We start from the raw sequence: 23,017 nt of genomic DNA on the forward strand, positions 1-23,017 counted from the left end.
TGAGGCGAGTTACTAGCAATGAAATCCTTCAAGGCCAAATCAGTACCAGCATCTCAAGGTGAGCTTTTCGGAGCAGATCAAATTGCGGCCATCTACAAATCCCAGCCAGACGCACCAATCGATAATGCCACCTTGTATGGCCTTGTTGCCATGCGCAGCGGTCTTTCCGCTTCGGCATTGAACGAACGCGTGCCTGTAGGCCGATCAGGGCAGCGACATAGCCTTGAGAGGCGCGCCATTCGATGGACACAACAAGATCTACGCAGGGCAGGGGTCATCGAGCGTGTGCCGGGTGAGCGAGGAATCTGGCGGCTTACTGAGGATGCTAAGCGCGATCTAAACATGGCAAAGCCAGGCGTCAAAGTTCTAGGGTTTAGAACAGATCTTGGAGTGGCTATATTCGGGGGTAGCGAGTATATATTTAAGGACTTAGATGTGCAGCCAATATCTATTATTTGCAGTCCTCCATACCCTCTTTGCAAAAGCCGGGCTTATTCTAATCCATCTCAGTCAGAAATCGTTAAGTACATTATAGGGATTCTTGAGCCGATTATTGAAAGGCTGGCAGATACCGGCTCTTTGGCTATCAATGTCAGCAACGATATATTTCTACCTAATTCCCCGGCGCGCTCAACTTACGTGGAGCGATTGACGATAGCGCTAGAGGATATGAAACTTGGACTAATCGAGAGAATGGTGTGGAAATCTAATAAGCCACCAGGGCCGGTGCATTGGGCATCTAAGACAAGGCAGTTATTGAATACCAGCTATGAACCTATTTTAATTTTCGCCAAAAACCCAAAGTTGTTCAAAGGAGATAATAGGCGCGTTCTTGAACCTCATTCTGAAAGGCATCTTGCATTAATCAACTCCGGCGGAGAAAAGAGGACTACTTGCTACGGAGACGGGGCCTACCGCCTTCGGGTGGGCAGTTACAGTAATCAAACGGAGGGGCGTATCCCAAAGAACGTGTTGGAGCGGGGCATACGCTGCCCATATGGTTCTCAGTTTCGTGCTTCAGCAGAAGCGCTCGGCCTACCCAGTCATGGTGCGGGCCAGCCATTCAGTGTTGCGGAATTCCTAATCAAATATCTCACGGAGGAGGGTGATCTTGTGGTCGACCCTTGGGGTGGCCGTTCAATGACTGGTCTGGCAGCGGAAATGCTAAATCGGACTTGGATCACTGGCGAACGGGCTCTACAGTACGTTCGTGGTGCAGCAGAGCTCTTCCGTAGTCGCCCAGGCTTTCATCTCAACCCACAACTTGAACAAGCATTCGCAGGCGCAGGCCAGCGCTAAGGACCCAATTTGTCAGTCATCAACGTCGCTGAGTTTCCTGCTTTTCTTCGTGCCTACAGTTGGTCCAACCTGAATCATGCTTCTCGGGGATACCCAGGGGACACTTTTCCTGATTTCCCGTGGCTTCTGTCGCTAGAAAACCGAGGAGTTAGAATCACACAAAGAGTCATTACTGCGTCTCCGACGGACTACGTTCGTGAGATCCTTGCATGGGGCGCGGGGAAAAATGACCCAGGGATGAAATTTGAGGCCGGGCTGGGCAACGTGGCTCTCATTGTAATCCTCCAGCAAGTAGTGGCTAATATTGAACAGCCGCGTGCTGCTATTGACGCTGCTCTGAAAATTCCGGGATTTGGTCTGACGTATGCTTCCAAGCTTCTCCGTTTTTTTGACCCTGGCCGGCATGGGAGCTTGGATCGCCGGATCAGGGTTGCACTGTTGAAGGCTGAGCTACTTCCCAAAATTCACGATAGCTATACAAGCTCGATGATCGAAGGCTACGTGAAATTCCAAACGCTCTGCGAGAGTTTGGTTTTCGAGCTCGAGTCTAAGGGCATATGCCGTCCGGAGTGCAATCTACCCTCCGCTGCATCAGCGACGGGATGGCGCATCGCCGATGTTGAAATGGCTCTCTTCACCTGGGCCGATCGCTGCTTGCAAACGGACAAGGGCAACCAATTCGAAACGGTGAATCCGGACATCTAGTGATAGACTTGATATCGATCCTCCGTTCTGCGTTGGCCCACTTTACACCGAATCATTTTTAGCTGGGGTATCGTGATCCTTCATATGCTGAAATAGATTGTCTGTGGACGACTAACTTGGTGTCGCTGCATAATGAGAGGGAGATTGTTGAGATTGTTAATCAGTCTTGGCCGTGCCGAAACTTATAATGTAGATGTTGTTTATATTTCACCGGTCTACCTTACCTTGTTTTGCCCCACACCCACCGTCGAGAAATATTTTGCTAGCGCAGGTACCGCAAGCAAGGCCGACCAATTTGAAACCCGCAAAACGAAATTGTAGAGGGGGGCTTTTTGTCGAAATGGCGCCTCTATTTTGGGCGCCCCCCTGCATTGCCTTGAAGCTACAGCTGGACTCGTTATGTTCCGGTTGAACAATCGAATGCTGTCAGTCCCCTTCCTCGGGTTTGACTGTCAGTGCACATCTACAAGTGAGGTTAAAGTATGATTTGGTTTCTCGAAGGGCAGTCAAGCCAGCGTGACATTATTGAAGGTGCGCGTGACGCGCTGCCACCTGAGGTGAAGATATTCGCCTCGCATCGCGACAATCGCCCCGAAATTATGGCTGGAGCAGATATTAGCTTCTGCGAGCCCCGTGGTGCTGAAGAGCGGGTTTCGTGGGTGATTACTACTGCACGCACCTATGGAATCAAAGTAATCCTGGCGGGTCGGTTGGGGGCGGTATTTGAAAGCGCCCGGGATCGTTTCGAGGAAGCTGGCCTGGTGCTGGTAACTGGTGGTTCATCGATGCGCACATTCGATCTTGTTGATGACAAAAGCAGGTTTACCGCTGAGGCGGAGCTTGCGGGCTTGGATTGCGTTCCGGCAATAACCGCAACTAATGCCGATGAAATGTTAGCAGCGTACGGGACTCTGTCTGCGTCGGGAGAGGTTTGCGTAAAGCCTGCCGTTGGCATTTATGGTCAAGGCTTTTGGCGCTTCAAGGAGGGTGCTGACCCATTTCGTAGCTTTGCTGATCCCGATGCCCGCGTTGCGAATTTCGCGACCTATATGCGTGCATACAGCGAGGTGGAAAATCCTCCGTCGATGCTTGTAATGCCCTACATGGCTGGAAGCGAGTGTTCGGTGGATATGGTCTGTGAGACTGGCCGAGCGGTTGCGTTTGTAGGCCGGAGGAAGACCGGCGTGTATCAATTATTTGAAAAGGACGGTGCGGCGGTCGAGCTTGCACTAAAAGCGGCTGCTCATTTCCAGTGTGATGGCATCGTGAACGTTCAAACAAAGGATGATGAACAGGGTAAACCGCATTTGTTGGAAATCAATCCTCGCTACTCTGGTGGAGTCGGTTACACCCGGGAGGCTGGCGTCAACTTGGCGGGGATCTTTGCTACGCGCCGCCTTAACCTTCCTGAGCCACCTACCGTTTGGCGGGCAGGCGTACGTGTGAAAGGGGTCTCCGTTGCAGCTGTAGTGCCAAAATGACATCCTGAATCATCGAGAATCCTGAAGTTTGGTACCATTGGAGCGCTTCCGGTGGCGCGGTGGATTTAGCACTCAAGGAGTAATAAAGGAATGATGGTGCTAGCGCCAGGCGCAAACACCGCGGTATCAAGTGCACGGAGTGAATGGACTCTGGAATGCGGGAACTCCTCGGCTTTCGGGGAGTACGCTGCGATTGCCATACTGCCGGTAAATGACAAACGCCAACCCACTGGTGAGGCTGCGCTATTTCAGACGTCACAGTCTTGGATGGAGTGGAGCGGCGACCAAGCAAAGGTTGGTTGTAAGTTGAACTTGTCAGCCCTCCCGTCCGGTAGCGATCGGCTACTACTCATCGCATACACTTTTTCAGCAGCAGGACCGGTAAGCGAGCTTCGTTCGTTGCACCTACTTGTTGACGAACAGATTGAATATAGGTTGGACCTTCGTGATAACGGTGAAGCGGCGATCATTATCGGCGAATTCTACATCCGCAATCAGCAATGGAAGTTTCGCGCACTGGCTGAGGGTTCGGCTTATGGTTTAGCCGCTCTAGGCCGCCGCATCGGGATCGATATTAATGACGCTCATCCAAAAGGGCGCAGTAGCTCTGCGGAGGCTGACCGCGCACGAACGGGCGCAACCGGCACTGGTTTCGCTGTTTCCCAGCACCATGTGCTCACCTGTGCTCATGTAATCGAGGGCATGAGTGAGATATTCATTTCCTCCTTTGAAGGTCGTTATCGTGCAGAGCCGGTCGTCGTTGATCAGCGTAATGACATCGCTCTTCTCAGGGTGATGGAGTCCCCTATCCTCAGATCTGTCTCTTTTAAGGAAGGCTCCGGCTGCGACTTGGGCGAATCTGTAGTCGCGCTGGGTTTCCCTATGTCGGGTTTCGCCGGCGGTGGTGTCCACGTGACCCAGGGCGGCGTGTCGGCGTTGTTTGGCCTGCATAACGATTCTAGCCTTCTACAATTTACAGCGGCTATTCAACCTGGCTCTAGCGGATCTCCCTTATTTGATTCGACAGGCGCTGTTATCGGTTTGGTAACTTCGACAATGCCTGATGCTCAAAATATGAACTTTGCCGTTAAAGCGTCTTTGCTCCTCTCCTTTCTGGATGCGTGCCGCGTTGATGCAGTTCAAACATCCAGCAGCAAGACGTTCACAACTGCTGAATTAGCACGTTCGGCCCAAGCATCTATGTGGCGCGTCGAAGCCAAGAATTTTTAGCCCCTGTTTTGACTTGAAAGCTGCGGAAGAGACGTTAGGTTATCGACCTCACGCTACCCTAGGAATTTGTTTCATGGAATGTAACGCAGTTAAACAAGCTCTAAGCGCACAAATGATGCGCGGGCGTCTCGATGTCACCGTCGATGCCACACATATCGACCCGGACTCCTTGTTCGGTTTTGCCGAGCGCCGTAATCCAAAGCGTGCGTTTCTTTTCGTGTCCAAAGTACTTGGTCGCCATATACCTGTGCGGCCTTCGATCATGAATTCAAGCTTCAATAGCCTCGCTGCACAAATTCCTGATGACCTGCCTGGCCCCGTACTCGTTATCGGCATGGCTGAAACAGCAGTTGGCCTGGGTGCTGGTGTGCATCGCGCATACAGCGCGACGCGCCCGGACACGGTTTACATGGTCAGCACACGCCACCCTACTGGCAATGACCTGTTCGCCCGTTTTGAAGAAGAACATAGCCACGCCAGTGCACACCTCATTCATTTGCCGATCGATGCCGATGTTCGGGAAGTGATGTTGAATGCCCGTTCGCTAGTGCTGGTCGACGATGAAGCCTCGACGGGCAAAACCTTCATCAATCTTCACCGTGCGCTGGTCGATGCCGGCCTGACTCAGGTCGAGCGCGTGGTGACGTGCGTACTGACGGATTGGTCCGGCGATGCGGTGCGCAAAACCATCGGTGACTCTGCTCATCAGGTTTCGCTGTTGCAGGGGTCGTATACCTTCCACGAGGACGCTGATGCGCCGCTGCCGGAAATGCCGGCCGTGGGTAGCATCGAGCCCGGAGAGTGGCCGTTGTCGGCGGAAAGCGATTGGGGGCGCCATGGTATTCGCTGTGTAGAAGACACTTTGGCTCTCGATCTGAAAGTCAAAGCGGGTGAGCGCGTACTCGTGGTTGGTACCAGTGAATTTGTCTGGCGTCCGTTTTTGCTCGCCGAGCGCTTGGAGCGTGCTGGTGCTGATGTGCATTTCAGTTCGACCAGTCGCTCACCAATCGCACTGGGCCATGCCATCGGTCACGCGTTGTCGTTCGCGGACAACTACGGTCTCGGTATCCCCAACTTCCTCTACAATGTCAGCCCAGGGCAGTTTGATCGTGTCCTTATTTGCTCGGAAACACCTGAGCAGGCTGTGTCCGCCGCGCTGATTGAATCCCTGAGCGCGGAGGTGATTGTCGATGGTCAATAAGCGCCCCCTCTCCCTGGTCGATCTCGACGACACCCTGTTCCAGACTGCTCGCAAAATGCCAGAAGGTTCTCAGCGGATTACTGCGACTCTCGATATCGAGGGTCAGCCCAATGGCTACATGAGTACGGTCCAACACTCCCTCGCCCAGTGGCTCCTGTCCACGACCGACGTGGTCCCAGTTACAGCGCGCAGCGTTGAAGCATTCAGTCGTGTGAAACTGCCTTTTATGCACGGTGCCGTCTGCTCCCATGGCGGCGTGATCCTTGGTGCTGATGGAAAGCTTGACGAGGAATGGCAAGCTCGCATGAGCGATGTTCTTGCTGACTATCAGACTCGCTTGCCAGGCCTCAGTGAAGCAACCCTCGCCATTGGCAAGGAGCTTGGCATTTCCTTGCGCGGATGGGTTGTCGAGGAAGAAGGCCTGCGCCACTACGTGGTGACCAAGCACAACGAATCCAATGATGAAGTCCTGCAAACGGTTCTCGCTGAAGTACAGGCCCGCGGTTTATTGGAAGGCATGCACATCCACGGCAATTCCAACAACCTCGCGTTCTTGCCGCAGGGCTTGTCGAAGGAAGTGGCTGTTCAAGAATTGTTGCGCCGTGATCGTAAGGCCAATGGTGAGCGTCCGGTGCTGGGCTTTGGAGACAGCATCACTGACCTCGGTTTCATGCAGGAGTGCCATATGTGGGCAACCCCAGCGCGTAGCCAATTGGCCAAGCTGGTTGGAGGGAAAGTCCATGACTAAGGCCATTGCAGGTCTGGTTACCGTGGGGAGCGGCAGCTATGCAGCAGAGGATGTTCAGTTCCTGCTGCAGGCCGTTCAGATGGAGACCACTGATGTCTTGGAGAAGGAGCGTCTGATTCAGTCGAAGCAGAAGCACTACTCCGAAATGATCAGCCTTGAGAGTGCCCCGACTGACGTGCACAAAGCCCTTTACGAGCGCGCACTCGAACAAAACGGTACTCGCATGGCCATGGACGTTCAGTCCCTGGCGCTGGCGCTGAACGGGGCATGCACGGGCCCGTCTATTGTGCTTGTGTCGTTCGTTCGTGCTGGCTTGCCGCTCGGCGTGTTGTTGCGTCGGGCCCTGCTAGACATGGGTCGAGATGCGCATCACTACGGAATCAGCATTGTCCGAGATCGGGGGATCGACAAAGTCGCCCTCGAGGCCATCATTCAGGCACATGGTTCCGAGAACATCGTCTTCGTCGATGGCTGGACAGGGAAGGGCGCAATCTCTGGCGAGATTCAGCGCAGCCTCAATGGCGACTCGCGCTTCCCTGAGGAACCCCGGCTTGTAGTGCTGGCAGATCCCTGCGGCCGGGCGTGGTTGTCCGCGTCGGCTGAAGACTGGGTTATCCCCTCCGGCATCCTTGGTGCGACGGTGTCTGGTCTGGTTTCGCGCTCCATTTGGCCCGCAGATGGAGGTCTGCATGGTTGTGTGGTTTACGACCATCTGCGTGAGCACGATGTAACCCGCGAGTTCATCGGGCAGATCGAGGAGAAGCGGAAGGCACTGGGTTCGGTTCCTCAAGCCTCGCCATGGACCGATACCCAGCGTTTTGAATTGCAGGGTGCAGCTACGCACGTAGTCCAGTCGCTGGCCTCCCAGTTCGGCATTACCAATCTCAATCGAGTAAAGCCTGGTATTGCCGAAGCAACCCGCGCGGTACTGCGTCGCGTACCGGATCACGTCTTGGTCCGCTGCCGTAGCGACAGGGATGTTCAGTTGCTCATGCACCTGACTGAGGGCGCTGGGGTCGCGGTGGAAGAAGTGGGTGCTGCATTAGGCCCTTACCGGGCGGTAACCATCATTCGGAGTGTGAGCTGATGAAAGTCCTTTCTCCTTACGCACTGGGGGCAACGCTCTACATGCCGGCCACACGTGCGGATCTGCTTGATGTGGTTTTCCGCACAAAACTTCCAGAACTACGTTCTTTGGTCGTGTGTCTGGAGGATGCGGTCGCGGAAATTGACGTTGACACGGCTTTGAGAAACCTGAATGGCCTGCTGACCGCGATCAACGAGCGCGGTGGGCGTCCGCCCGATGGTCCGCTGCTGTTTGTTCGTCCCCGAGACTCGGTGATGGCTGCTGTGCTGAATGATTGGCCGTTGATGGCCCACATTGATGGGTTCGTTGTGCCGAAATTGACCCTGCGCAACCTCGGGGAATGGGAACAGGCCGTTACGAACCCGGCGCTGTACCTCATGCCGACGCTGGAAACTACAGACGTGTTCAACCCTGGGGCAATGGTCGAGTTGGGCCAGGCGTTGAAGGCGAACCTGAATCAGCGGATTATCGCCCTACGTATCGGTGGGAACGACCTGATGGGAAGTCTTGGACTTCGAAGGAATCCCGCAACAACGCTCTATAGCACCCCTATGGGCTACGTGATCCCAATGTTGGCAGGCGTCATGGGGTCCCAAGGTTTCGCACTGACGGCACCGGTGTTCGAGCAACTCGCGACACCGCATTTGCTGATGGAGGAGTTGGAACTCGACATCGCCCATGGCTTGGTAGGGAAGACGGCGATTCATCCATCGCAGATCAGCACGATCCAGGACACGTTGCGCGTAAGCCTCGAAGACCTCAACTGCGCGAAGATGATTGTCAGTGACGTTGCTCCGGCTGTGTTCAAGCACAACGATGCCATGTGCGAGCCCGCGACCCATTACAAGTGGGCGGTCAAAATCCTTGAACGAGCGGAGTGGCACGGGGTTCGGCAACCAGATGTAGGACCCATTGAGGCCCCTATCCGTTTGGCCGAGGCCAAGGGATGACAATGGAATTGGACGATGCTGGCGCGCAAAGGCGTCATGTGCTGTCGGTTTTTGACTTCGACGGCACGCTGACCCGGTACGATAGCTTCGTTCCATTCCTGAAGTTTGCCTTCGGAACTCGGGAATTCAGTCGAAGTATTTTGCGGTTTGCACTGCCAAGCGTTCGATTCCTTGCTCGGCGTTTTAATCGTGATGAGTTGAAAGCACAGCTGATCTGCACGTTTCTTACTGGCGTTGATGTGAAGTGGTTGCAAGATCGATGCGAGAAATTCTGCGGGTTGTTTTGGGTTCAGCTCATGCGGCCTTCAGGTTTAAAATCTGTCGCCGTTGAGGAAGAGGCTGGTGTTGTCGTTACTCTCGGCTCTGCATCGCCAGCGTTGATTCTCCAGCCTTTTGCAGATCGCCTTGGCATCAAGGTGATCGGTACCGAGCTTGAATTGGAAGACGGTCTGTTGACCGAGCGTATGACTGGCAACAACTGTAGATGCGAGAACAAAGTGCTCAGGCTTGAGGCTGTGTATGGGTCACTTGGCCAGTACCGGCTTAAAGCATGGGGCGACACCCGCGGCGATTTCGAGTTGTTGGCTGCGGCGCAAGAAGCATACTGGCGAAACTTTCATCCCGCATGGTGTCGACTTCGCCTGCGGGCAGATAGAAGCGGGAATGGGGCGTGAGCAATGTCGCGCACGCCAACCTGCAAGTGACGGTCAACGCTGACCGGCACACGAACACAGACGACCAACAAGGAGCGTAACCATGGCACTCACCCTGCAAAAAAAGCAATCCATCTCCCTGGCTAAAACGGCCGGCAGTTCGCTTACCAGCATTAGCCTAGGATTGGGTTGGGACCCGGTCAAGGCGGCTGGCTTCCTTGGCAAGATGTTTGGTGGCAGTACCGAGATCGACCTCGACGCTTCCTGCATTTTGCTCAACAGCGACTTTCAGAAAATCGACCTGGTCTGGTTCCGTCAATTGAAGTCCCAGGACGGCTCGATCAAACACTCCGGTGACAACCGTACAGGCGAAGGCGATGGGGATGACGAGACGATCTATGTTGACCTGCAGCGTCTGCCTTCAACCGTTAAATACCTCATTTTTACTGTAAATTCCTTCACCGGCCAGTCATTTGAGAAAGTCGACAAGGCCTACTGCCGTATCGTGAATGGCAGCAACAACACTGAGCTCGCACGCTTCAACCTTTCGGAAAAAGGTGGGCACACCGGAATCGTCATGGCGAGCCTGACCCGCGAAAATGGCGACTGGGAATTCAAGGCAATCGGTACCACCACGAATGGCCGAACTGCCGACGACCTGATCACTATGGCCGTTCAGGCGCTGCGCTAATGGCGAATCTCGTACCTGGTGGTAATGCGCCGGTTGCCAGCGGCCAGATTCGCATTGATATCAATTACTCGCCAGTCCAGGGGGCCGATATTGACGTTTCGGCCTTCGCACTGGGCACCTCAGCAAAAGTCCGTGGCGATGGCGATATGTGCTTCTATGGCCAGCCTCAAATTCTGGGTGGCGCTGTTCAGCTGACCGAATCCTCGGCCGGACGCGCAGTCTTCTCCCTCGATACGAGTCGTCTTGAGTCTGCAGTTGAGAAAGTGGCCTTTACGGCCACTATCTACGAGAACAAGGCGAGCTTTGAGCGCGTGTCTCATCTTTCGGTTGTGGTGACGGGTGGCATTGAAGCTCAAATCCCTACCGGCGGAATGAAGGAAACAGCACTCATCCTCGGCGAATTTTATCGGCGAAATGGTGACTGGAAATTCCGCTGTGTAGCCCAGGGATTTAATGGCGGCCTTGAACCGTTGGCCAAGCACTTTGGTGTAGAGGTCGCCACACCAGCACCGGCCCCCGCTCCCGTGGTACAAACGCCGCCGCCTGCTCCGGCCGCTGCACCTAAATCTGCGATCAGTCTGAGCAAGGTCACCCTCGATAAAACACGATCGTCTATCAGTCTTGAAAAGACGGCAGCCGGTTTCGGCGAAATCAAGGTGAACTTGAACTGGAACAAAGGCAGTTCGGGCGGCTTCTTCAAGCGAAGCCAATCCGTCGACTTGGATGTTGGTTGCCTTTATGAACTCCAGGACGGCGAGAAGGGTGTTGTGCAAGCCCTCGGAAGATCGTTCGGCAGTCTCACGCAGGAACCTTTCATTCAGTTGATGGGTGACGACCGTACTGGCTCTGTCGCGGGTGGTGAGTGGATGCACATCAACGGGACCAAGTGGAGTGAAATCCGCCGGATCTTGGTCTTCGCCTTCATCTACGAGGGTGCTCCGAACTGGAGAGAAACCGATGGTGTTGTGACCATTTTCATACCAGGCCAACCTGAAATTGAGGTGCGTCTCAATGAAGAAGGGGGGCGTGACGCAATGTGCGCCATTGCGATGCTTGAAAATGTGAACGGCGCCGTTAAGGTCTCTCGGCGTGTGGACTTCCATCGAGGTCACGCAGTTATGGACAAAGCTTACGGCTGGGGCATGAACTGGCGCGCAGGCTCCAAATAGAAAATCTGGCGGGGTCTGTCGACCCCGCCCTTGGAGGAAAACAACATGTTTGCATGGCTTAAACAAAACGTAGTTGCAGCGCGTGAAGCACTGACTACTGAAGTTTCAAAGTTCAAGAACCAGAAATTTCTTGATGCGATGACTGCGAATTGCGCGCTCATCTCGGCGGCGTCAGGTGGTATATCTTCTGAAGAAAAACAGAAGATGACCGGCTTCATTCAAAACTCGCCTGAGTTGAAAGTGTTCGACATGGGCGATGTGATCAAGGCGTTCAACGCACACTGCGAAAAGTTCGAATTCGACTTTCAGCTTGGCCAGGCCGAAGCACTGAAGGTTATCGGCAAGATCAAGAACGATGCTGGCGCTGCCCGGCTCTTGGTTCGCGTCGGCTGCGCCATTGGTGCGTCTGACGGCGACTTCGATGACAAAGAAAAAGCAGCATGCCGCTTGGTCTGCCTTGAGCTGGGCCTTAACCCAGCTGACTTTGAACTTTAAGGAACGGTACTTTGGACACTCACATCGGTTTCCCTCCGCTTACCTTAGCGGTATTCGTCGGGATCGCGCTCGGCGCGCTTCTCCTCGACATGGTCACTCACCGCGGTGACAAGCCAATTTCCCTGGCTAAGGCTTCGATTTGGTCGATCTTCTGGATCGCTATCTCGTTAGCGTTCGCCGGATTCCTCTACGTACAGCATGGCCCGGAAGTCGCCAGCCTGTTTGTAACTGGCTACGCATTGGAAAAGGTTCTGAGCGTCGACAACCTGTTCGTGTTCATGGCGATTTTCGCCTGGTTCAAAGTGCCGGATGGCATGCGTCACCGAGTCCTGTATTGGGGCATAATCGGCGCCATCGTGTTCCGCGGAATCTTCGTTGCCATTGGTACCGGACTGTTGGCTTTCGGTCCGTGGGTCGAAATCGTCTTCGCAGTGATCGTGGCTTGGACCGCAGTTATGATGCTGCGCGCCGGCGGTGATGATGACGAGGAAGAGGACTACTCCAAGCACATGGCTTACCGCTTCGCACAGAAGCTGTTCCCTGTGTGGCCGAAACTCTATGGCCATAACTTCTTCGTCAGCCGTAAACAGCTTCAGGTTGAGTTGCAGAAGCCTGAAAACAAAGGCATGACTCTGGCAGCAAAAGGAACGATTTTTGCGACACCGCTGTTCCTTTGCCTCGTTGTGGCAGAAGTGTCTGACGTCCTGTTCGCATTCGACTCTGTGCCGGCGGTAATCGCGGTTAGCCGTGAACCTCTGATCGTCTACTCAGCCATGCTGTTTGCGATCCTGGGTCTGCGTACCATGTACTTCGTGCTCGAAGCGCTGAAACGCTACCTGGTCCACCTGGAAAAATCTGTAGTCGCGCTGCTGTTCTTCATCGCCAGTAAACTAGGCCTGAACGCAACCGACCACATGTTCCACCATGGCTACACAATCGATGCAAACACCAGCCTGCTGATCGTTATGGTTGTACTGGCGATTGGTGTGGTTGCAAGCCTTGTCTTCCCAGGCAAGGAAGAAGCTCAACCTGAAACCGCTGAGTAATAGCCCATACCACAAGGAGTAATACCCATGGCGTTGACCCTACAGAAAGGTGGCAATCTTTCGTTGACCAAAACCGACCCGAGCCTGACCAAAATATTGGTAGGCCTGGGCTGGGACCCGCGTGCTACTGATGGTGCTGAGTTCGACCTGGACGCCAGTGCGCTACTGCTGGGCGCAAATGGCAAAGTACGCGGCGAGGCCGACTTCATTTTCTATAACCAGCTGAAAAGCGTTGACGGTTCGGTTGAGCACACTGGCGACAACCGCACTGGTGCGGGCGACGGCGACGACGAAGTAATCAAGGTAGACCTGAGCCGCATCCCGGCCGACGTGGACAAAGTGGTCTTCATCGTTACCATCCACGATGCAGAAGTACGCAAGCAAAGCTTCGGTCAGGTAGGCGGCTCCTTCATTCGCATCGTTAACGATACGACCAATGCGGAAGTTGTTCGTTACGACTTGGCTGAAGACGCGTCGACTGAAACTGCGATGGTGTTTGCTGAGTTGTACCGCAACGGCGGCGAGTGGAAATTCCGCGCTGTTGGCCAGGGTTATGCCGGCGGCCTGAAAGCTCTGGCCAATAACTATGGCATGAATTTTTAACGCCTAAGTCGTTAATTTAATTATCTTTTGTTTACTTGGCCTTGATTTCAAGGCCTTGTTTACCTCACTTAAAGGAATCAAAAATGGCCGTATCTCTGCAGAAAGGCGGGAACGTAAGTTTGTCCAAAGAGGCCCCTGGCCTGACCGAAGTAACTGTAGGTCTGGGCTGGGACGCACGAGTAACCGACGGCTCCAAATTCGACCTCGACGCGTCGATCTTTATCTTGGGTGAAAGTGGCCAAGTTCTCGACGACGCCAGCTTCATTTTCTATAACAACAAAAAATCGGTTGATGGTTCGGTTGAACACCTTGGCGACAACCAGTCCGGCGAAGGCGAAGGTGATGACGAGCAAGCCAACGTCAAGTTGAACGGTCTGGCTGCCGCTGTGAAGAAGTTGGTTTTCGCAGTGACCATTCACGACGCAGAAGCGCGCAAGCAGAGCTTCGGCCAGGTTGCCAATGCATACATCCGTGTAGTGAACAAGGCTGACGGCAAAGAACTGGCGCGCTACGACCTGAGCGAAGACGCTTCGACTGAAACCGCTATGATCTTCGGCGAGCTGTACCGCAATGGCGACGAGTTCAAGTTCAAGGCGATTGGCCAAGGTTTTGCTGGTGGCCTGGCGCCTCTGGCTAAGTCGATGGGCGTGAACATCGGCTAACCCGCAAGGGTTGAGAAAGCCCCCTTGAAATGGGGGCTTTTTCTTGCCTACAGAAAGACCACGGAGTTGGTCCTGTAGGCGGTTTCGACTACTTCATCACTAGGAGCGACTGCTGGCGATCACCACGGCAGTCCACCGGTTCTCGGGTTTAAAAGGATATTTGGATGGGCATGTTTCGTGGGGTTGTAGCTGCAGGTGTTTTGGTGTCTATGTCAGGCTGCGGAGCCTACAACGACTTCCAGGCAAACAATGCAGTTCAAGAATACAGGCAGGCATGCCTTGGAAATTATACGAATGAGTGCGAAAGCAAACTGGTCGACACGAACATTGTCATGCTCGAGCTCGCACGAAGCAACATCGAGCGGGAGAAGGACTCGATCGTGCAAGTCGTCGGCAAAGATGGATTTGATCGTTTCTCAAAAACTGCCAATGAGCTAATTGACCACTTGGTCGATCAACAGGAAAACAAGCGTCCAGGTTTTTTTGCGCGATGGTTCCTAGGTGAAGGTCAACCGTTCGGCAATACCCGCAACCAACTTTTTGACATTTCAGACATGCAAGAACTGCGTGCTGCAGTGCTTCAAAAGATCAGCGCCGGTGTTCAAGCGAGCAAAGCATCTGCTAAGCCTAATGAACCAATGACTGAGACTGAGGCAATCTTGTTAGGCAAGGTACCTCAAGCACCGACTCAGGCTCAGGTCACCCCGACTGCCCGGCCGGCGGAACCAGCAGCTCAGGCCGTCGAATCGACTGTTCAGGCATTAGTGCCATCCGACCTTGCTGCATCTGCAGATCGGATGATCGCGAGTGAAATCGCCCAGGATGGCGGGGATGAATACAAGGAGGGCCGTCAGGTTATTTTTGCTGACCTGAATAACGACGGCATCAAGGATGCCGTGGTGCTTTACACGATCGAAGGTCAAGGTGGCGGTAATGGCTACTTCCAAACCCTTGCCGCGTTCATTGGCAACTCGGCAGGTTGGGACTTCCGTGGAAAAGCTGTAGTCGGCAATGGTGTCCAGGACATTCAGGTAGTTGATCCCCAAACCGTAAGACTGACGGTTCTCTCCATCGGTCCCGATGATGCGGATTGCTGCCCGAGTGTTCAGAGCACCGAAAACTACAAGTGGGACGGCACGACATTTCTTCAAGCCCCAACGTCGTAAGTAAGAGCCAGGCTTCAGGCACCTAGCCGTGTGCATACGAGCGCGGTTAGGCAGGGCTCTGGCGAAACGCTGGAGCAAACAAAATGAAGGAAAAATCGAATATGTCGCGATTCAACATCGGCTCTTGCCTTTTCGTCATGTTGCTCACGCTGGTATCAGCCCACTCCAATGCAACCAGCTTTGATTGCACCAAAGCTGCAACCTTTGCTGAGAAATCGATTTGCACAGATTCTGCACTCAGTCGTCTGGATGAGCAGATGAACTCCGAATATGTCCGCGCTTTAGACGCGGCGCCTAACAAGGCGCAGGTCCGTCAAGATCAACGAGACTGGTTGCGTCTGCGCGGCAACTGCCTGACCGCCAGTTGCTTAACCGCTTCGATGACTGATCGGCTCAGTGTTCTATTACGCACCAAGGTGGATCAGCCATCTAAAGCGCCAACCTCCGTTGCCGCTTCCCGGGTTGATCAATCTGAAACAAATGTGATTTCAAAGGCCGCTACTTCTCCAATGGTCCCCGCCGTGGTGAAGCCGGCAGCCCCGAGAAATGCCACGGATGATCATCAAGCGATCCTGAACTTGAAAATTTGCCTGTTCGTGATGGCAATGTTGCTGCTGGTCTGCATTTACCTGCACCGTCGGGGGACCATTACGATCTATCAGGACTACACCGACGCGCTTTGGACAACCTTGACTCCGATCTTGGGGATTGGTGCGTATTTCGTCGCGAGCGCCTGGCTCGAGGTACCACGCAACTACGCCATCATTGCTGCCTGTGTCCTTGGAGGTCTTATGTCATTGCAGGTGCTTATCCAAACGTACAGAAGCAACAGCATCTGGTTTTTCCTTTTATCCCTCTTCGCAAAGGTCATTCTGCTGACCTTCTACCTCCTGATGATGGCCCTCCTGCTGTGCGGCGGTGCGCGAACCAAAAGTGAGGCCCGGCGGCGGCGCGGCTGGGCAGTTCTTGCCACGACCGTATTCGTATTCCTCTCAGGCTGGATGTGTCGTAATCGGCAATTCAGTTCGATCGACGATTACATAGCCGGACGGGCATAAGTGACATATCGGAGGTCGCGCTATTGCCACATGCGCGGCCACCGATGTAAATGAACGTCGGGCCAGTCTAAGGGGCCCGACCGAAGCCGGCATTTCAAACAACAAAGAATCCAGGAAGAAGGATCAAGGAGTAGTCATGGGATTTCGTTTCAGCAAGCGAATCACGATTGTGCCTGGCGTACGCCTTAACATTAGTGGCAAAGGGGTAAGTACTTCGATTGGGCCTCGTGGTCTTAGTATGACGATGGGCCGCAATGGGACCTATCTCAATGCGGGCTTACCCGGTACTGGTCTTTCATATCGTGAAAGGATCGACCGGCCCAGCAGATCAAGTAGCTCCCAACCAGGCCCTGCCGGAAGCGAATACTCTGGCCAGGTAAAGGTGAAAGTAAACGACGATGGCACGTTGTTGATTACGGATATGGATGACATCGAGTTGCCGGCTGCTGTCATCAAACGCGTCAAATCCGAGATGGCCGATTCCATTCAGGACTTGCTGACGAAAGCAGCTGATAAGGTCAATCAGGATCTCGAATCATGCCTAGGTGTGCACCTACTGACACCTCGGCCGGGGGCCATGCCGGTAATCCCAGCTCCTTTCGCCATTGAAGAGCCCACGAGGCCTACCCAGCAAACGCCAGGCTTAATGGATCGAATGCTACTGCGCAGCGCGAAGATTGAGCGTGAGGCCGAGTCGGCGGAAGAGCAGTATCGACAAGACCTCGCGAACTGGCAGGCAACCCGGGACGCCCATGAATTTGAACGCACCGAAATCGAGAAAGCATTCCGGCTGGCGGCAAAGGGCTTCAGTGCTCAGATGGAACGTGCCCTGGACTATGTGTTGAGCGGCATTGCCTGGCCAAAAGAAACCCAGGTGGACTATGAGTTCTCACAAGACGTTACCGGAGTCGCGCTTGATGTTGATTTACCTGATGAGGGCGATATCCCGCAGCGTAGCGCTGAAGCCCGTGGCAACGGCAAACTAACCTTCAAAAATCGTTCGGATGCCCAGGTACGTAGAGACTTTGTCGCGCTGTGCTATGGATCTCTGTTTCGAGTTGTAGGTGAGGTGTTCGCTCTACTGCCGGCGATCCAGAAGATTCTGGTGTCGGGTTATATCCAGCGTGACAACCCCGCTACCGGGACAGTGGATGATCAATACGTGCTCTCGGTCTTGGTAGCGCGAGATCAGTGGGGTGCGATTGATTTTAATCGTCTGGATGCGATCGATCCTGCAGCGACCCTGAACGCGTGTGGCGCAGTGGTAAAGCTGGACCGCTCTGCGCGTTTTGTTGAGGTGACGCCGATGGATATGTCGGTCTTGAACTGAAGACAACCGCGGCGGCTAGAGCCGCCGCGGTGTGGGGCAGGGCAGGAGAGGGTTAGCGAATGATTCCTTCGCGCTTTGCCTCCAAGATCCACATCGGGAATTCCTGCATCAGCCGTTCGTACAACTGCTCTTCCGTCATGTCGTGCAGGTCATCCAGGGCAAAGAATCCGCAGTTGTCCACGACTCTCCCGGGCATGGTGTCCAGTTTTTCCAGAATGCCGTAATTCCGGCCTGCTAAACCAATGTATTGCCAGAAGATTCCCAGCTTCGCTGCATCCACCATAAGTTGCGTGATCTTGCGGTTTTCAGACACGCCACCGTCGCTGATGAAAACCACAAACATTGGGGTTTTGTCTTTGGACGCTTGGAAGGACTCGATCACTTTTTGGATCGCCTTCGGCTCATCATTGTAGCGCCGACCGACGTCCCACTTTTTCCAGCCGCTGTTGCCGGATTCGACAAAGTTCTGGTAGTTGTTCAGTGTCACAGGTGAGAGTCGCAATGGCCGTTCGGCAAATGTCCAGCACTCAAGTTCGGCGTCTGTATCTAGGGCGACGGCGATTGGCACAAGTCGATTGAGTACTTCCTGCACCCGGCCGGTTTTGTATTGATTTCTCATCGAGTCGGTGACGTCGAGCACGAGCAAAACGCGAGCTTTCATTCCAACCAGGCAGGCTTTCTCGAGGCTAACCTGTGCCTTCTTGGCCAGACTGACCAGTTCCGGCGCGACAGCAGCTACACGCTTCTCCAGAGAGATTGTGGAGGGAGATGGGGCCGGTGCAGCCTCTTCAGTAACTTCGCCGCCAAAATACCTCACGAGAGCGTCCAAGCCCTCGGCAAAGCCCTGAAGGTTTGAGGCCATCCGCCACTCCCCATTCTTACGGTAAAGCTCAACGATCATTACCGCTTTCTCGGTTGTGAATGTGAGCCCTGAGAATGCGCAGGTCGCTCCTATCTCACCAGATGGGCTGATTACTTTGAAGTTGCCATTCTGGATGTCATTCATCGCCCCGGCACCGTCGATGGAGGCTGTAAAGACCAAGCGATCGATAGAGGCGGGCAGGGTGGCTAGATTAATTTCAAACTGGCCACCGGGGGCGAGAACCAAACTGCGGCAAGGCGTGAAAGGCTGATTGAAGAAGACCATGTAGCGATCATCAGAAAGCTTGCCATGTTCGTCGACACCGAAACATACGAAGTCGATTGCGCTGGGGCTTTCGATGTTGACCGAGAGAGTGAGTGAGAGACCGGGAAGAATATTTGCCAGAGGCATACGCTGGCCTTGGGTGATCTGCATGCATGGTTCCTTGTGACGATTAGAGCGCCTGATTATGAAACGGCCAAGGTGATACAGCCGTTTTCACAGGAGTGGCTGGTATATCCGTAGGCTTAAACTTAACGGCGCTCGATGTTTCTGCAAGTCTTATACGGCCAATGAGGTCGCAGCGGGAAATTCCTATGGGAAGAACTGTTCATTCTCTCGAGCACACGGGGCAATTCATCATGGGTTGACGAGGCCGATGATGCTTGCATACAACCAAAATAGAAATCCCGCGGCGGCCGTGTGCCGTCGCGGGAGTACTTGTCAAGCATGAATCTGCTGAAAGCGCCTGCTAGCACGAAAGCTTAGACATACTGTTTTTTGCCGCTCCTTTCGATTGGGTGGCCTTTAAATACGTGTGGGCCGTCCATGGTCAGCTCAATTTTGTCTCCCTTTCGAGTCAGCCACGGGGTGGCTTCGCTGCCGGCTTTGGAGGTAACTCCGGACGGGCTAAGCAGGACAAAGTCCTGGGAAATTTCGATCTGCCCGATCACATAGGTATACACCATTGAGCTAAAAAACCCGGATTTGAACTCGAATGCGCATTCCACGACCTGGTCGCCATACTCCATCCGCATCTTAGGTTTCAGCGATGCCACCGAAACCGCACCGTTATCTACTGCTGAATAAACGCTGCAGACCAGCGCTACCTTGCCGCCCATGAGCTGCGAGATTGCTGGGTTAATTTCGACGGTTTCAATACCAGGAGCGGAGGCGCTGGCGCTGACCACGTCACCGGTATGGAAAACGAAGGGATCGACGTCAAAAGCCCCACGCTTGTCAGGTGCCTGGATGATGGACATTCGCCCATCAGGACGAAGGATGCCGATTCGCAGATCGAGGTCGTCGTTGTCAGATCCGTCGCCGTTATCAACCCACGTAGCGCTGACGCGAATTACCTTTGGAGCTGACGGCCCTTTTTCGAGTGACACCTTGTGGCTGCTGCCAGGCTTGTCCAGTTTTACCACGGTCTTGGCGATGTTGACGGGCTTCGGAGGCGGTGCAGGTGTTACCGCCTGCCCGGAGGATGCATCGTCTTCAACTTCGATGCCATAAAACCCGCAAAGTCCGGCAAGACCTGAGGCGAAACCTTGCCATACAGATCGCGCTTTGAGCTGGCCGTTCCGGACGTACAATTCAAGCACGATGATGCCCGTCTCTTGTGAGAAGGGCTCAGGTGCCAGTTCCAGGGTTTGGTCCCCGGCAATGACGATAGCGCGAAGGTCTTTGACTGCTTCGAAGCCGCCGGCGCTGCCGTCTTGCGTCAAAGTAATTGCGATCTTAGTTATGTTGGACGGGAGTCGAGACGAGTCGAAGCTGATGCTGTGACTGACAGTGTCGCCACGAGCGATCGGGGGCGCGAATGTCGCCGCGCCTGAAGAGTGCTCGGGTGCATTGAAGAAAACCATGCCGCTGTCATCCACTACCTTGCCAGTATCGGTGACCAAAAACGCAGTAAGGTTTACGTCCAGGTTGTTACCTGCCGCATGGGTAACTTCCACCCGCCCTTGGGAGGAAGAGATCGTTGTGTTCTCGCCGGGTTTGAGTGACTGATTCAATTCATGCCGCCTATTCCATGGGTTTTCGTGACGCATTGTTCATGCGCTGCGCTTTTGTTGTTTGAGCGCGAAGGCCGGCCAATGGGAAACATCCCCTCATTGGTACTGATCGCATTGATGCAGTTTAACGGCTTGGCCGCCGGCGACCGCCGAGACATCCATTCTCCATTTACACACCGTCTGAAACCCAAGATTGGAACGTACGAGAGGGAATGTTGTGCGCGACATTGAAAGTCCTCTCAGTCCCGTTAAGTTCTGATCGTAGGAAACCAAAACATCTGCCCGGCGTTCTGCACCGGAATTCGACAAGGCATTTTGAGTGGTGCGGTCTCCTGCTAGATGGCAATATGCTACATCTATTTGCGCTCCCCCTCATCATCCAGGGTCTGGCGTTTAATTTCTGACAAGGACCCGTTGGATGCTAATCGCACTTGTGGTTTTGAACGCCCTTTATTTGATCTGCAGTCTGCTGTTCAACGCCGAGCTGCTCAACATGGCTGGCGCTGATATCCCCCTCCGAAAACTCGAAGTCCTTGAGACCTATAGCCAGATCCTGGCGGCGACGAGTATGTGCTTGCTGGTATGGCGAATCTGTTATCGACGATACCAAGGCAAGGGGAGGGTGCTGTGGGTTTGGCTCGGAGCATCGACACTTGTCGTTACGCCGTTGACGTGGTGGTTTCAGGGTGCGGCACCGGATTGGGTCGCAGAGCAGTTCCCCGGCTCGCTACGGGTCAGTAGCCTCTACGCATACGTCACCAAAAAGGGGTTGCTCTATGACTCCCTGACTATTCCGCAGATCCCCTATAAGGCCTACAAGGATCAGGGAGAGGGGAAGGCTTTTATAGCAAACCTCGGCGTTCTGATGAGTGTTCAAGGCTCCTACGTCGAGCGCATCGACAGGAACTTCCAAGGCTTTTCAGCTGCAGTTTTTCGTGGCTACACCGTCCGTAATGGAGACGCGTTATACGAGCGCTTGCAAGAAACTGTCGTGCCCTCCATCAGTGACATCAGCAGGGCGTATGCACAGCTTGAAGGTTTTCGTGCGGGGGGCATCTCGGGGAGTGAGTGGCGACCGATCAAATGGCCGAATGCAGGGGACGATCTGGGATACCAGCCGACCATTGATGAGTACGCCCGGTCAATCAATCCCGGTGTGCGGACACGGGATGCTCTGGCCAACACTACCGAGGTTCGCCACATGGCGAAGACCAAGCTCGGTCCTCTCTATGTGAAGGGCATGAACCTTCTGGCTACGCGAGAGCAGTACCAGGCTTATCTGCCTGGCATTGCCGACAACATGGCCTATGACGTCGCTCACACCGACATCCACGGCGCTGAAGGTTTGAACGTCCTCAAGAATATGTGGTTTATCCCCTTCTCCCTTCTTAGCGGGTTGTTCTTCGGCGGCATCAGTCTTGTGGTCTTGATCATCTCGGGTGTTGAGGCGCTTCGAAGCCTCCCCGGGCGAATTCGCTTCGTTCGACCGGTCGCCGTGATTTCGATCGTTATGCTGCCTCTCGTTGTTGGCAACGCAATTGTCGATAGCCCCGGTTATAGAGATGCGTTCAGGAGCTTGGGCAAACAGCCAGTTGTGCTTGCCACCGTTTTCCATTGGGCCATGTCCTCAGAAGCAATGCTTTACAACATTACAAGGCCTCTGCTGAAAGCAGAGTGACCTACACAAAGGGAGAGTCACCGTGCGTAAAAAGTTTCTCGTTTCAGTACTGGCATTGACCATCGCAGCATCAACCTCTGGCTGCGCTGAGTTGGGTATCAACAAGCAACAGGCTGGTACCGCAGTGGGTGTCGTCGCTGGCGCTGTCATCGGGCAGTTCATCGGGAAAGGCAACGGACGGATCGTGGCAACCCTGGTCGGCGGTGCACTGGGCGGTTACATCGGTAACAAAATCGGTGCAAAACTCGATGAGCAGGATCAGCAGGCTCTAGCACAACGCACGCAAGATGCATTGAACGCCTCGCCGAGCGGGTCCAGTCTGCCCGTGTCCTGGACATCGGCCCATTCTGGCGCGTCGGCGGAGATCGTTCAGGGCAAAGAGTTCACCCAAACTAAAACGGTTGAAGTGAAACGTGCTCCGAAGATCGTCGCCGTCCCTTCGATGAAGCTCATCAACGAACAGTACGTCACCAAAAGTAGTTCGAATGTGCGCGCCGCGCCTGAAAAAGGCGCAGACAAAGTGGGTGGTTTGAAACCTGGCACCGAGTTCACTGCCGTTGGTTCGACAGGCGACTGGATTCTTGTCGGCCGCAAGGGTGTAACTGTCGGCTACGTCCACAAAGATTTGGTTGAACCAAAATCAGTAGCCGTTGCGAAGCGTGTGAAGTCCGCGGCCAACCTGGACGAGATGAACGTCGCTGCCGACAAGGAAACAAGGGCCTTCGATCTGGATTCGATCCCGACGTTGCCAACTCAGCAGGTCGCTGCTGAAACGTCTTGCCGGCCGGTGACCGTGAGCCTCAAAGCGGCCGACGGAAACACTGTGCAGGAGAAGAACACCTTCTGCAAACAAGCCAACGGCACCTGGGAACTCATCTAAGGGAT

At 54.2% G+C, this 23,017-nt stretch carries 22 protein-coding genes; 20 read left to right on the forward strand and 2 right to left on the reverse strand.

The window, feature by feature from the left end:
* Positions 1–18 precede the first annotated feature (18 nt).
* From A7D21_RS27335 to A7D21_RS27420, 18 genes are all read left to right on the forward strand, one after another.
* Entirely contained in the window at positions 19–1,299 is a 1,281-nt protein-coding gene (locus tag A7D21_RS27335; protein ID WP_069553147.1) for a site-specific DNA-methyltransferase, read from the forward strand.
* Between the two features lie 9 nt (positions 1,300–1,308).
* Positions 1,309–2,004, forward strand: coding sequence for a hypothetical protein (locus A7D21_RS27340; RefSeq protein WP_141718277.1), 696 nt, complete (start codon positions 1,309–1,311; stop codon positions 2,002–2,004).
* Between the two features lie 482 nt (positions 2,005–2,486).
* Complete coding sequence (locus A7D21_RS27345) at positions 2,487–3,485, forward strand: ATP-grasp domain-containing protein (RefSeq protein WP_069553149.1); 999 nt, start codon at positions 2,487–2,489, stop codon at positions 3,483–3,485.
* 90 nt (positions 3,486–3,575) lie between these two features.
* Positions 3,576–4,715 (forward strand): trypsin-like peptidase domain-containing protein, encoded by a 1,140-nt coding sequence (locus A7D21_RS27350; protein WP_069553150.1) that lies wholly within the window; start codon positions 3,576–3,578, stop codon positions 4,713–4,715.
* Positions 4,716–4,788: 73 nt separating this feature from the next.
* Positions 4,789–5,916: a phosphoribosyltransferase domain-containing protein gene (locus A7D21_RS27355; protein ID WP_069553151.1), complete on the forward strand. Its 1,128-nt coding sequence runs from the start codon at positions 4,789–4,791 to the stop codon at positions 5,914–5,916.
* Positions 5,906–6,664 carry a trehalose phosphatase gene (locus tag A7D21_RS27360; protein ID WP_069553152.1) on the forward strand — a complete coding sequence of 253 codons (759 nt, stop codon included), beginning with the start codon at positions 5,906–5,908 and terminating at the stop codon, positions 6,662–6,664. Before A7D21_RS27355 ends, A7D21_RS27360 begins: the two co-directional genes overlap by 11 nt.
* Positions 6,657–7,751, forward strand: a complete 1,095-nt coding sequence (locus A7D21_RS27365) for a cysteine protease StiP domain-containing protein (protein WP_069553153.1) — start codon at positions 6,657–6,659, stop codon at positions 7,749–7,751. The genes A7D21_RS27360 and A7D21_RS27365 overlap by 8 nt, the downstream gene beginning before the upstream one ends.
* Positions 7,751–8,701, forward strand: coding sequence for an HpcH/HpaI aldolase/citrate lyase family protein (locus tag A7D21_RS27370; protein ID WP_069553154.1), 951 nt, complete (start codon positions 7,751–7,753; stop codon positions 8,699–8,701). Before A7D21_RS27365 ends, A7D21_RS27370 begins: the two co-directional genes overlap by 1 nt.
* On the forward strand, positions 8,698–9,375 hold the full coding sequence (locus A7D21_RS27375; protein ID WP_069553155.1) for an HAD-IB family hydrolase: 678 nt from the start codon (positions 8,698–8,700) through the stop codon (positions 9,373–9,375). The genes A7D21_RS27370 and A7D21_RS27375 overlap by 4 nt, the downstream gene beginning before the upstream one ends.
* 82 nt (positions 9,376–9,457) lie before the next feature.
* Positions 9,458–10,045 (forward strand): TerD family protein, encoded by a 588-nt coding sequence (locus A7D21_RS27380; RefSeq protein WP_069553156.1) that lies wholly within the window; start codon positions 9,458–9,460, stop codon positions 10,043–10,045.
* On the forward strand, positions 10,045–11,214 hold the full coding sequence (locus A7D21_RS27385; RefSeq protein ID WP_069553157.1) for a TerD family protein: 1,170 nt from the start codon (positions 10,045–10,047) through the stop codon (positions 11,212–11,214). The genes A7D21_RS27380 and A7D21_RS27385 overlap by 1 nt, the downstream gene beginning before the upstream one ends.
* Positions 11,215–11,259: 45 nt before the next feature.
* Positions 11,260–11,709 (forward strand): tellurite resistance TerB family protein, encoded by a 450-nt coding sequence (locus A7D21_RS27390; RefSeq protein ID WP_069553158.1) that lies wholly within the window; start codon positions 11,260–11,262, stop codon positions 11,707–11,709.
* An 11-nt stretch (positions 11,710–11,720) separates the two neighbouring features.
* Positions 11,721–12,755 carry a TerC/Alx family metal homeostasis membrane protein gene (locus A7D21_RS27395; protein ID WP_069553159.1) on the forward strand — a complete coding sequence of 345 codons (1,035 nt, stop codon included), beginning with the start codon at positions 11,721–11,723 and terminating at the stop codon, positions 12,753–12,755.
* A gap of 27 nt (positions 12,756–12,782) precedes the next feature.
* Positions 12,783–13,358, forward strand: a complete 576-nt coding sequence (locus A7D21_RS27400; RefSeq protein ID WP_046071045.1) for a TerD family protein — start codon at positions 12,783–12,785, stop codon at positions 13,356–13,358.
* Positions 13,359–13,441: 83 nt separating this feature from the next.
* Positions 13,442–14,020, forward strand: a complete 579-nt coding sequence (locus A7D21_RS27405; protein WP_069553160.1) for a TerD family protein — start codon at positions 13,442–13,444, stop codon at positions 14,018–14,020.
* A 164-nt stretch (positions 14,021–14,184) separates the two neighbouring features.
* Complete coding sequence (locus A7D21_RS27410) at positions 14,185–15,186, forward strand: hypothetical protein (protein ID WP_069553161.1); 1,002 nt, start codon at positions 14,185–14,187, stop codon at positions 15,184–15,186.
* Positions 15,187–15,269: 83 nt separating this feature from the next.
* Positions 15,270–16,244: a lysozyme inhibitor LprI family protein gene (locus A7D21_RS27415; RefSeq protein ID WP_069553162.1), complete on the forward strand. Its 975-nt coding sequence runs from the start codon at positions 15,270–15,272 to the stop codon at positions 16,242–16,244.
* Between the two features lie 136 nt (positions 16,245–16,380).
* Entirely contained in the window at positions 16,381–17,574 is a 1,194-nt protein-coding gene (locus A7D21_RS27420; protein WP_083272251.1) for a DUF4236 domain-containing protein, read from the forward strand.
* A 52-nt stretch (positions 17,575–17,626) separates the two neighbouring features.
* On the opposite strand, the gene A7D21_RS27425 is transcribed toward A7D21_RS27420, so the two are convergent.
* Entirely contained in the window at positions 17,627–18,871 is a 1,245-nt protein-coding gene (locus tag A7D21_RS27425; protein WP_069553163.1) for a VWA domain-containing protein, read from the reverse strand.
* 329 nt (positions 18,872–19,200) lie between these two features.
* Positions 19,201–20,454 (reverse strand): TerD family protein, encoded by a 1,254-nt coding sequence (locus A7D21_RS27430; RefSeq protein WP_069553164.1) that lies wholly within the window; start codon positions 20,452–20,454, stop codon positions 19,201–19,203.
* A 418-nt stretch (positions 20,455–20,872) separates the two neighbouring features.
* Here A7D21_RS27430 and A7D21_RS35925 point away from each other — a divergent pair, with 418 nt between their 5' ends.
* Together A7D21_RS35925 and A7D21_RS27440 are read left to right on the forward strand one after the other, a co-directional pair.
* Positions 20,873–22,132: a hypothetical protein gene (locus A7D21_RS35925; protein ID WP_069553165.1), complete on the forward strand. Its 1,260-nt coding sequence runs from the start codon at positions 20,873–20,875 to the stop codon at positions 22,130–22,132.
* 22 nt (positions 22,133–22,154) lie between these two features.
* Positions 22,155–23,012: an SH3 domain-containing protein gene (locus tag A7D21_RS27440; protein ID WP_046071053.1), complete on the forward strand. Its 858-nt coding sequence runs from the start codon at positions 22,155–22,157 to the stop codon at positions 23,010–23,012.
* Positions 23,013–23,017 lie beyond the last annotated feature (5 nt).

Source organism: Pseudomonas sp. AP19 (genome assembly GCF_001728855.1).
Taxonomy (GTDB): domain Bacteria; phylum Pseudomonadota; class Gammaproteobacteria; order Pseudomonadales; family Pseudomonadaceae; genus Aquipseudomonas; species Aquipseudomonas fluorescens.

What these genes read in the sequence shown, in the direction of transcription:
- A7D21_RS27335 (WP_069553147.1), top strand. Translation starts at nt 19, where the DNA reads ATGAAATCCTTCAAGGCCAAATCAGTACCAGCATCTCAAGGTGAGCTT.
- A7D21_RS27345 (WP_069553149.1), top strand. Translation starts at nt 2,487, where the DNA reads ATGATTTGGTTTCTCGAAGGGCAGTCAAGCCAGCGTGACATTATTGAA.
- A7D21_RS27350 (WP_069553150.1), top strand. Translation starts at nt 3,576, where the DNA reads ATGATGGTGCTAGCGCCAGGCGCAAACACCGCGGTATCAAGTGCACGG.
- A7D21_RS27355 (WP_069553151.1), top strand. Translation starts at nt 4,789, where the DNA reads ATGGAATGTAACGCAGTTAAACAAGCTCTAAGCGCACAAATGATGCGC.
- A7D21_RS27360 (WP_069553152.1), top strand. Translation starts at nt 5,906, where the DNA reads ATGGTCAATAAGCGCCCCCTCTCCCTGGTCGATCTCGACGACACCCTG.
- A7D21_RS27365 (WP_069553153.1), top strand. Translation starts at nt 6,657, where the DNA reads ATGACTAAGGCCATTGCAGGTCTGGTTACCGTGGGGAGCGGCAGCTAT.
- A7D21_RS27370 (WP_069553154.1), top strand. Translation starts at nt 7,751, where the DNA reads ATGAAAGTCCTTTCTCCTTACGCACTGGGGGCAACGCTCTACATGCCG.
- A7D21_RS27375 (WP_069553155.1), top strand. Translation starts at nt 8,698, where the DNA reads ATGACAATGGAATTGGACGATGCTGGCGCGCAAAGGCGTCATGTGCTG.
- A7D21_RS27380 (WP_069553156.1), top strand. Translation starts at nt 9,458, where the DNA reads ATGGCACTCACCCTGCAAAAAAAGCAATCCATCTCCCTGGCTAAAACG.
- A7D21_RS27385 (WP_069553157.1), top strand. Translation starts at nt 10,045, where the DNA reads ATGGCGAATCTCGTACCTGGTGGTAATGCGCCGGTTGCCAGCGGCCAG.
- A7D21_RS27390 (WP_069553158.1), top strand. Translation starts at nt 11,260, where the DNA reads ATGTTTGCATGGCTTAAACAAAACGTAGTTGCAGCGCGTGAAGCACTG.
- A7D21_RS27400 (WP_046071045.1), top strand. Translation starts at nt 12,783, where the DNA reads ATGGCGTTGACCCTACAGAAAGGTGGCAATCTTTCGTTGACCAAAACC.
- A7D21_RS27405 (WP_069553160.1), top strand. Translation starts at nt 13,442, where the DNA reads ATGGCCGTATCTCTGCAGAAAGGCGGGAACGTAAGTTTGTCCAAAGAG.
- A7D21_RS27410 (WP_069553161.1), top strand. Translation starts at nt 14,185, where the DNA reads ATGGGCATGTTTCGTGGGGTTGTAGCTGCAGGTGTTTTGGTGTCTATG.
- A7D21_RS27415 (WP_069553162.1), top strand. Translation starts at nt 15,270, where the DNA reads ATGAAGGAAAAATCGAATATGTCGCGATTCAACATCGGCTCTTGCCTT.
- A7D21_RS27420 (WP_083272251.1), top strand. Translation starts at nt 16,381, where the DNA reads ATGGGATTTCGTTTCAGCAAGCGAATCACGATTGTGCCTGGCGTACGC.
- A7D21_RS27425 (WP_069553163.1), bottom strand. Translation starts at nt 18,871, where the DNA reads ATGCAGATCACCCAAGGCCAGCGTATGCCTCTGGCAAATATTCTTCCC.
- A7D21_RS35925 (WP_069553165.1), top strand. Translation starts at nt 20,873, where the DNA reads ATGCTAATCGCACTTGTGGTTTTGAACGCCCTTTATTTGATCTGCAGT.